Below are 6,399 nucleotides of genomic sequence, written 5' to 3'. Positions count from 1 at the left end.
CATCCATCCCGATGGGACCGAAGCAGGCCTGGATTTCACGCTGAGGCTGCGCTTCGAACTCGATCTCTATGCCAATATCCGCCCCGTCAGGCTCTTCGAGGGCGTGCCGAGCCCGTTGAGCGGAGTGAAGGCCGGCGATATCGACTACATCATCTTGCGCGAGAACAGCGAAGGGCTTTACGCCGCGCGGGGATCGGGCGCGCTGTTGCGCGGCGAAGTGGCGGTCGACACGCTGGTGCAGACCCGCTCCGGCATCGAGCGCATCGCACGCAAGGCCTTCGAACTGGCGCGCCAGTCGGGCGGCGCGCCCCGTGACGGCGTGCGCCGGGTGACCTGCTGCGACAAGGCCAACGTGCTGCGCAGCTATGCCTTCTTTCGCTCCGTCTTCGACGAAGTGGCGAAGGACTATCCCGATATCGCGACCGAGCACGCGCTGGTCGACGCCATGGCGATGTATCTCGTGGTGAAACCGGGCCATTTCAACGTCATCGTCAGCGAGAACATGTTCGGCGACATCCTGTCCGACCTCGCCGCCGCGACGGTGGGCGGGATGGGCATGGCGCCTTCAGCCGAGATCGGCGCGGCCAACGGCTTCTTTCAGGCCGCGCACGGCTCGGCACCCGACATTGCCGGCAAGGGTATCGCCAACCCTTATGGGACGATCCTGTCGGCAGCCTCGATGCTCGACTGGCTCGGCCACAAGCATGGCGACGAGAGGCTCAACCAGGCCGCAGCGCGCATCCGTCGCGTGACCGAGGACTGCCTGGCCAACGGGCTTCTGAGCACCGACCTGAAAGGCAGGGCGTCGACCAGCGAGATAACCCGTTCGGTCTGCGACCGGCTCACGGCCGGGCGCGACTGATATGACCAAGCCAAGGATAAATCTTGTTGGACCTGGCAAGGTCGGCCAGACGCTCATGCGCCGGATATTCATTGCCGGCGGGCACAAGGTCCAGACCTGAGATGGGCGCTCTCGATCGCCATGTTTCGGTCGAGGACTTTCGCAGGCTTGCCCGCCGTCGTCTGCCGAAGTCGGTCTTCGAATTCATCGATGGCGGGGCGGGGCAAGAACTCACCCTCAACGCCAATCGAAGCGATTTCGAAAAGATCAGACTTTTGCCGCGCGTGCTTATCGATGTTTCGCATCCGAACGTTTCCACGACGCTCTGGTCCGAGACCTTGCCAACACCGCTGGTGATCAGCCCGATGGGCTCCTGCGCGCTGGTCAGGCCCGGAGCCGACATTGCCATCGCGAGGGCGGCAACCGCTCGCAGCATCCCCTACACGCTCTCCACCATGGCCACGGCCAGCATCGAAGGCATGGCGCGAGCCGTACAGGGGCCGCTGTGGTTCCAGCTTTATGTGCTCAAGGATTTCGACTTCAATCGCCAGTTGGTGAGGCGAGCGGAAGAATTTGGCTATTCGACGCTGGTGGTGACCGTTGATCTGCAAGCCGGTGGCAAGCGCGAAAAGGATCTTAGGAACGGCATATCTATCCCACTGCGGCCTTCGGCCCGGCATCTCTGGGAAGGCATGCTTCATCCTGGCTGGTCGCTGCGCCTGCTGCGCGGCGGTCTGCCCCAGTTCGAGAACGTCCGCGGCTATCTCGGTGACAACAGCGCCGGCCTGACGATCGCCGCGCGTGTTGGCGGCAGCCTTCATGCAGGTTTCGACTGGGACGATTTCCGCCAGATCCGCGACTGGTGGAAAGGCCGGCTGCTGGTCAAGGGCCTCCTGCACCCGGGCGATGCGTCGCGACTGGTGGCGGCTGGTGCCGATGGCATCTGGGTGTCCAACCATGGAGGCCGCCAGCTCGACGGTGCTGTATCGAGCATCGATGCCCTGCCCGCTATCCGTCAGGCACTTGGCGCCCAAATCCCGATCCTCATCGATTCCGGTATCCGCACGGGCACGGACATCGTCAAGGCCAAGGCACGCGGCGCCACCGTCGCGGCGATCGGCCGGGCCGCCCTGTTCGGCGCCGTGGCTGGCGAGCCCGGCGTGGCCAAGGCACTGGATATCATCCTGGACGAAGTGGTGACTTGCCTCAGGCTCTGCGGGATCCCCCGTTTTCAGGAAGCGGGATCAGAAATGATAGCATAGCGCCAAGACGAGTGCTCACGCTTGGTCAAGAGGTACAGAAAACCCCCGCTCGTCCAATATTCTTCCTCATCATGCCAAGGTTTTGCTATCGCGGTTGTGCAAGCGGCTGCGGGCGGGCGACCAATTGCCGCCCTCGCACGCCGCTCCTTCCCAAGCCCAACGGCGCCCTGTCAGAGAGCGCTTGTTTGATGCACACCCGCTAGCGGCGGGCGTGATTAAATTCGAGAGGCTGCGCAGTCGGATAGGCAGACTAAGGTCGGCCGCCCGGTGCTGTTTTCGGTTCCATCCACCCGTTCTTCAGAATGTCGCGAAGCACGTTGCGGGTGTCTTCGCCCGCTGCCGTTGCGCCGCTCGCCCAAGCGATCGCCAGTGCCCCGAAAAAGATGTCGCGCCCGGTCATCGTCCGTCGTGCAAGCCCTTCGTCCTGTGCAGCCTTCAGGATTCGCTCGGTCGTCGCGATGACAGCATGGCAGGTCGGCGTCAGCGGGGATTCTACTCCGCAAGCCGCCCGTAACGGTTCAGGCAAGCCCTCATAAGCCAGCATCCAGTCGCCGAGAGCTTCAACCCAGAGTTCGAGTGCGCGGCCTGCATCGCTCTCCCCGGCTTCGATTTCAACGCGACGATGGTCGAGGCCTTCATAATGAAGAACTAACAGCGCAGCCAGCAGGGCGTCTTTGTTTGGAAAATGGCGGTAGAGCGTCCCTGCTCCCACGCCCGCCAGCTTCGCAATAGAATCCATCGAAACGTCAACACTGTCGTTGCCGAACGCTTGTCGCGCCACCTCGAGAATGTGCGCTCGATTATGCTGCGCGTCCCTGCGCAGGGCTGACGCGACCGACAATTGCGACATTACTGACTTTGAACCCTTGAATACCGGAGACACTCTCCGCATCTAAAAGCCGAATCGGAGAGAGTCTCCATATAGCCCCCGATCGATTATTCTAACAGGTCGGCATCAGCGAGCGAAACGAGGACACGATGATCAGGCAGATGATACCGGCATGCATCCGGACAACGGGCACCGCAACCTGCCTGGCGCCTGGCGCGCGCCGTCAGTAGATGCCGCGAGCTATACGAGTTTCGAGGCGGGCTGCTCCGTCGGCAGCACCGCCCTGCGCGACCCTCTGGATGTCCGCTCAATACGGAATAGATCAGCGCACCATGCGCTGAGCTCATAATCACAATTATCTGGAAGGAAATCGGCATGAAGATCGGCATTATCGGCGCGGGAAATATCGGCACCACCCTTGCACGAAAGCTGTCGGCCGCCGGACACGCGGTGAAGCTGGCGGGCTCGAAGGGGCCTGAGGACATCGGCGAGAAAGCGACGGAGGTTGGTGCGATCCCGGTTGCCGCGCACGAAGCAGCCAGGGATGTCGAGGCGATCGTTCTATCGATCCCGTTTGCGAAGATCCCCGATGTCGCCGGCCTCTTTGCCCATGTACCAGCCAACGTGGTCGTGATCGACACCTCCAACTATTATCCCATGCGCGACGGGAATATCGCGGAGGTTGACGATGGCAAGCCGGAAAGCGTGTGGTCCAGCGAACAACTCGGCCGGCCAGTGGTCAAGGCATTCAATGCAGTCCTCGCCCAAACGCTCGCAGAAAGTGGCGCAGCGGCCGGAATGACCGGACGCATCGCGATCCCCGTCGCAGGCGATGATGTGCATGCCAAAGCGATCGCACGCGAACTGGTGAACGAGACCGGTTTCGACGCACTTGATGCCGGCGATCTCGCGAATTCCTGGCGCCAGCAACCGGGCACGCCCGCCTACTGCACGGAACTGACGTTGCCTGATCTTCAGGATGCGCTGTCCACGGCGGAAAAGGCGCGCGCACCCGGAATTCGCGACGCGCTGATCAAGGGCTTCATGGAGGCGACGCCTCCCCTCCGCCACGAGCAGATCGTAGCCCGCAACCGTGAAGTCACCGCCCGCCGATGAGAAACTTCTCCGGTTCCGGTCCGAGGTGACCAATAAGACTGTCCAAGAATTCCTTCTGTTTGTCGGGAGCAACCTGAGGGACGACGATGACGAGGTAATTTGCGACAAAGGTGAAATCCCCCTTGAGGATGCGAGGCATCAGCTCCTGAGCGCGGCATGCTCCGCTGCTCAACCAGCGAGCCTGAGCCATAGCGCCTGACTGGCGGCAGGAGATTAGCCGCCGCCACCCATGGTTACGGACATAAAGGCCCGGAAGGCCGCAGCCGCCGGTTCGATTGATCTGTCACGCGACCAGGCAAGGCCAACGTCCATAGTGGGGATGGGCTCGACAAGCCCGCGCACTTCGATGCGCTGCCCCTCCAAGGACCAGGGGCGGTAAACCATGTCGGACAGGACAGTGACCCCCATGCCGGCAGCCACGAGCGACCGCACGGCCTCGACCGAACTGGTGGTAAGGACGGCGCGGAGCGAAAGGCCCGCGGCATCCCAGTAACGGGCGGCCGTCGTGCGTGCCTCGTCAACCGTCAGCATGACATAATCTTCCGCCGCCACATCGGCGAGGCTGATCTCCTGCCGCGCGAGGAGGTGATGATCAGCCGAAAGCCAGAGCCGGCGGTTCGACCGCATCAAGACCTCCTGCGCCAACTCCTTGGTGTGCTCCAGGTTGGACACCAGCATCACGGCCATGTCGATGTCCCCGCACATCAAGCCGCTTTCGAGAGCGTCTCGGGGCAATTCCAGCACCTCGACCTCGATCTCGGGATAGGTCTTTCGAAACCGCGCGTAGTGGCGCGACATGTAGTAGCCGACGACCGTGTAGGTCATGCCCAGCCGCAGCTTGCCCGCCAGGCCTTTCCTATCGCGCAACGGGCTTCGGACGGCGGCAGCAACGGCCCCGGTGATAACACGCGCATGTTCAAGAAACCGCGCGCCCTCCATCGTCAGTCTTACGCCAGCGTGGTTACGCTCCAAAAGCCGTACGCCCAGGTCAGCCTCAAGCGTCTTTATCGCCGCAGTGACCGCCGATTGCGAGATGTTGAGTTCCACCGCGGCATGACTGACCTGTCCGCTCTCGGCGGTCGCGATAAAATAATCCAGCTGTTTCAAGGTGATGGTCATGGTGCGCCCTGGCCCAGAACCATTATCTGTTTTTTTGATATGACAATCAATAAACTACTATTTCACAAATGCCCTCGCATGCGCAAAAAATGCTGCAACGCCGCAAAGACGGCAGCTTCGAGGGGTAACAATGCGATGGCGGTGACGCTAAACTGCGACATGGGCGAAAGCTTTGGCCTCTACAAGGTTGGCGATGATATGGGCATGATGCCCATCATCGACGTTGCCAATGTCGCCTGTGGTTTTCACGCTTCCGATCCGGATCACATGCACACCGCCGTCCGCAGCGCCAAGGCGAGTGGCGTAAAGATCGGCGCCCATCCAGGCTTGCCCGACATTCAGGGTTTCGGCCGGCGCGAGATGCGGATGACCCGCGAAGAAGTCAGGAACACCATCATTTACCAGGTGGGAGCGCTTGCCGGCTTCCTCAAGGCCGAGGGTGTGGAACTCCACCACATCAAGCCGCATGGCAGCCTCTACTTCATGGCCATGCAGCAGGAGGCAATAGCCCATGGCGTGTGCGACGCGGCAGAGATTTTCGGCGTACCCCTCTTCGGCATGACGGGCACCCTGCATGAGAAGATCTATCAAGAGCGCGGTATCCCATTTGTCGCTGAGTTCTATGCCGATCTCGACTACGATGCCTCCGGCAAGCTGATCTTGACACGCGTTCATGACGCCAAGGACCCCGCAGAGATGGCCGAGCGGTGCGTACGCGCCATCAGGGAGGGCGAGGGCACGGCAGAGGACGGCAGTTTCTTCCCTGTACGCTGCGAAACCATCTGCGTGCATTCCGATACGCCGAACGCCATCGAAATAGCCCGGGCCGTGCGCACCGCAATCGCCCCCTGGCACTGAACTCGACCGAACCCGCCCGCGCGGGCGGTTCCAGATTAGTCTGTCCGCAGTTTTCCGGAGCTTTTTATGGCCCAGATTCTTTCACCTCTTCCCGGCACTTTTTATCGCAGCGCTTCGCCAGACCAGCCGCCATACAAGGCGGATGGCGACGCGGTGTCCGCCGGAGACGTAATCGGTCTCATCGAAGTGATGAAGTCGTTCCACGAAGTGAGGGCCGAGACGGCCGGTACGAACATCCGCTTCATTGCCGACAATGAGGATCCCATCATGGCCGGCGCACCTATTGCGGATCTCGACTGATGCTGAAAAAGCTTCTGGTTGCCAACCGGGGCGAGATAGCGGTCAGGATCATCCGGGCCGCGCAAGATCTGGGG

Annotated in this window: 9 protein-coding genes; 6 read left to right on the top strand and 3 right to left on the bottom strand. The window is 61.7% G+C overall.

What is annotated here, in order from left to right; translation table 11 throughout:
* Both EN914_RS19865 and EN914_RS19860 read left to right on the top strand, forming a co-directional pair.
* Positions 1-862 (top strand): isocitrate/isopropylmalate dehydrogenase family protein (locus EN914_RS19865; RefSeq protein WP_164778810.1); only part of this gene is annotated, 862 nt, incomplete at its 5' end.
* Positions 863-963: 101 nt separating this feature from the next.
* Positions 964-2,103, top strand: a complete 1,140-nt coding sequence (locus tag EN914_RS19860; protein WP_024502410.1) for an alpha-hydroxy acid oxidase — start codon at positions 964-966, stop codon at positions 2,101-2,103.
* A 250-nt stretch (positions 2,104-2,353) separates the two neighbouring features.
* Here EN914_RS19860 and EN914_RS19855 read toward each other — a convergent pair whose 3' ends face one another.
* Positions 2,354-2,953: a TetR/AcrR family transcriptional regulator gene (locus EN914_RS19855; RefSeq protein ID WP_024502409.1), complete on the bottom strand. Its 600-nt coding sequence runs from the start codon at positions 2,951-2,953 to the stop codon at positions 2,354-2,356.
* 354 nt (positions 2,954-3,307) lie between these two features.
* On the opposite strand from EN914_RS19855, the gene EN914_RS19850 reads away from it, so the two are divergent.
* A complete protein-coding gene (locus tag EN914_RS19850) occupies positions 3,308-4,048 on the top strand; it encodes an NADPH-dependent F420 reductase (RefSeq protein WP_024502408.1) in 741 nt (246 codons plus the stop codon).
* Here the strand turns inward: EN914_RS19850 and EN914_RS19845 are convergent.
* Both EN914_RS19845 and EN914_RS19840 read right to left on the bottom strand, forming a co-directional pair.
* A complete protein-coding gene (locus EN914_RS19845) occupies positions 4,032-4,187 on the bottom strand; it encodes a hypothetical protein (RefSeq protein WP_196815386.1) in 156 nt (51 codons plus the stop codon). The two genes, EN914_RS19850 and EN914_RS19845, sit on opposite strands and share 17 nt — an antisense overlap.
* 74 nt (positions 4,188-4,261) lie before the next feature.
* A complete protein-coding gene (locus EN914_RS19840) occupies positions 4,262-5,167 on the bottom strand; it encodes a LysR family transcriptional regulator (protein ID WP_013533150.1) in 906 nt (301 codons plus the stop codon).
* 135 nt (positions 5,168-5,302) lie between these two features.
* Here EN914_RS19840 and EN914_RS19835 point away from each other — a divergent pair, with 135 nt between their 5' ends.
* The 3 genes from EN914_RS19835 to EN914_RS19825 all read left to right on the top strand — a co-directional run.
* On the top strand, positions 5,303-6,025 hold the full coding sequence (locus tag EN914_RS19835; protein WP_024502406.1) for a LamB/YcsF family protein: 723 nt from the start codon (positions 5,303-5,305) through the stop codon (positions 6,023-6,025).
* A 66-nt stretch (positions 6,026-6,091) separates the two neighbouring features.
* Entirely contained in the window at positions 6,092-6,325 is a 234-nt protein-coding gene (locus EN914_RS19830) for an acetyl-CoA carboxylase (protein WP_013533152.1), read from the top strand.
* The coding region (locus EN914_RS19825; RefSeq protein WP_164778811.1) for a biotin carboxylase N-terminal domain-containing protein at positions 6,325-6,399 on the top strand (75 nt) is incomplete at its 3' end. The genes EN914_RS19830 and EN914_RS19825, both read left to right, overlap by 1 nt.

Origin of the sequence: Mesorhizobium sp. M7A.F.Ca.CA.001.08.2.1 (genome assembly GCF_003998455.1) — a bacterium.
GTDB classification, from domain to species: Bacteria; Pseudomonadota; Alphaproteobacteria; order Rhizobiales; family Rhizobiaceae; genus Mesorhizobium; species Mesorhizobium ciceri.
The sequence above is the reverse complement of the archived record's forward strand: the minus strand, read 5'-3'. Positions and strand labels throughout refer to the sequence as shown.

Bases quoted from the DNA above. Each gene is read 5' to 3' on its own strand.
- EN914_RS19860 (WP_024502410.1), top strand. From the start codon at position 964: ATGGGCGCTCTCGATCGCCATGTTTCGGTCGAGGACTTTCGCAGGCTT.
- EN914_RS19855 (WP_024502409.1), bottom strand. From the start codon at position 2,953: ATGTCGCAATTGTCGGTCGCGTCAGCCCTGCGCAGGGACGCGCAGCAT.
- EN914_RS19850 (WP_024502408.1), top strand. From the start codon at position 3,308: ATGAAGATCGGCATTATCGGCGCGGGAAATATCGGCACCACCCTTGCA.
- EN914_RS19845 (WP_196815386.1), bottom strand. From the start codon at position 4,187: ATGCCTCGCATCCTCAAGGGGGATTTCACCTTTGTCGCAAATTACCTC.
- EN914_RS19840 (WP_013533150.1), bottom strand. From the start codon at position 5,167: ATGACCATCACCTTGAAACAGCTGGATTATTTTATCGCGACCGCCGAG.
- EN914_RS19835 (WP_024502406.1), top strand. From the start codon at position 5,303: ATGGCGGTGACGCTAAACTGCGACATGGGCGAAAGCTTTGGCCTCTAC.
- EN914_RS19830 (WP_013533152.1), top strand. From the start codon at position 6,092: ATGGCCCAGATTCTTTCACCTCTTCCCGGCACTTTTTATCGCAGCGCT.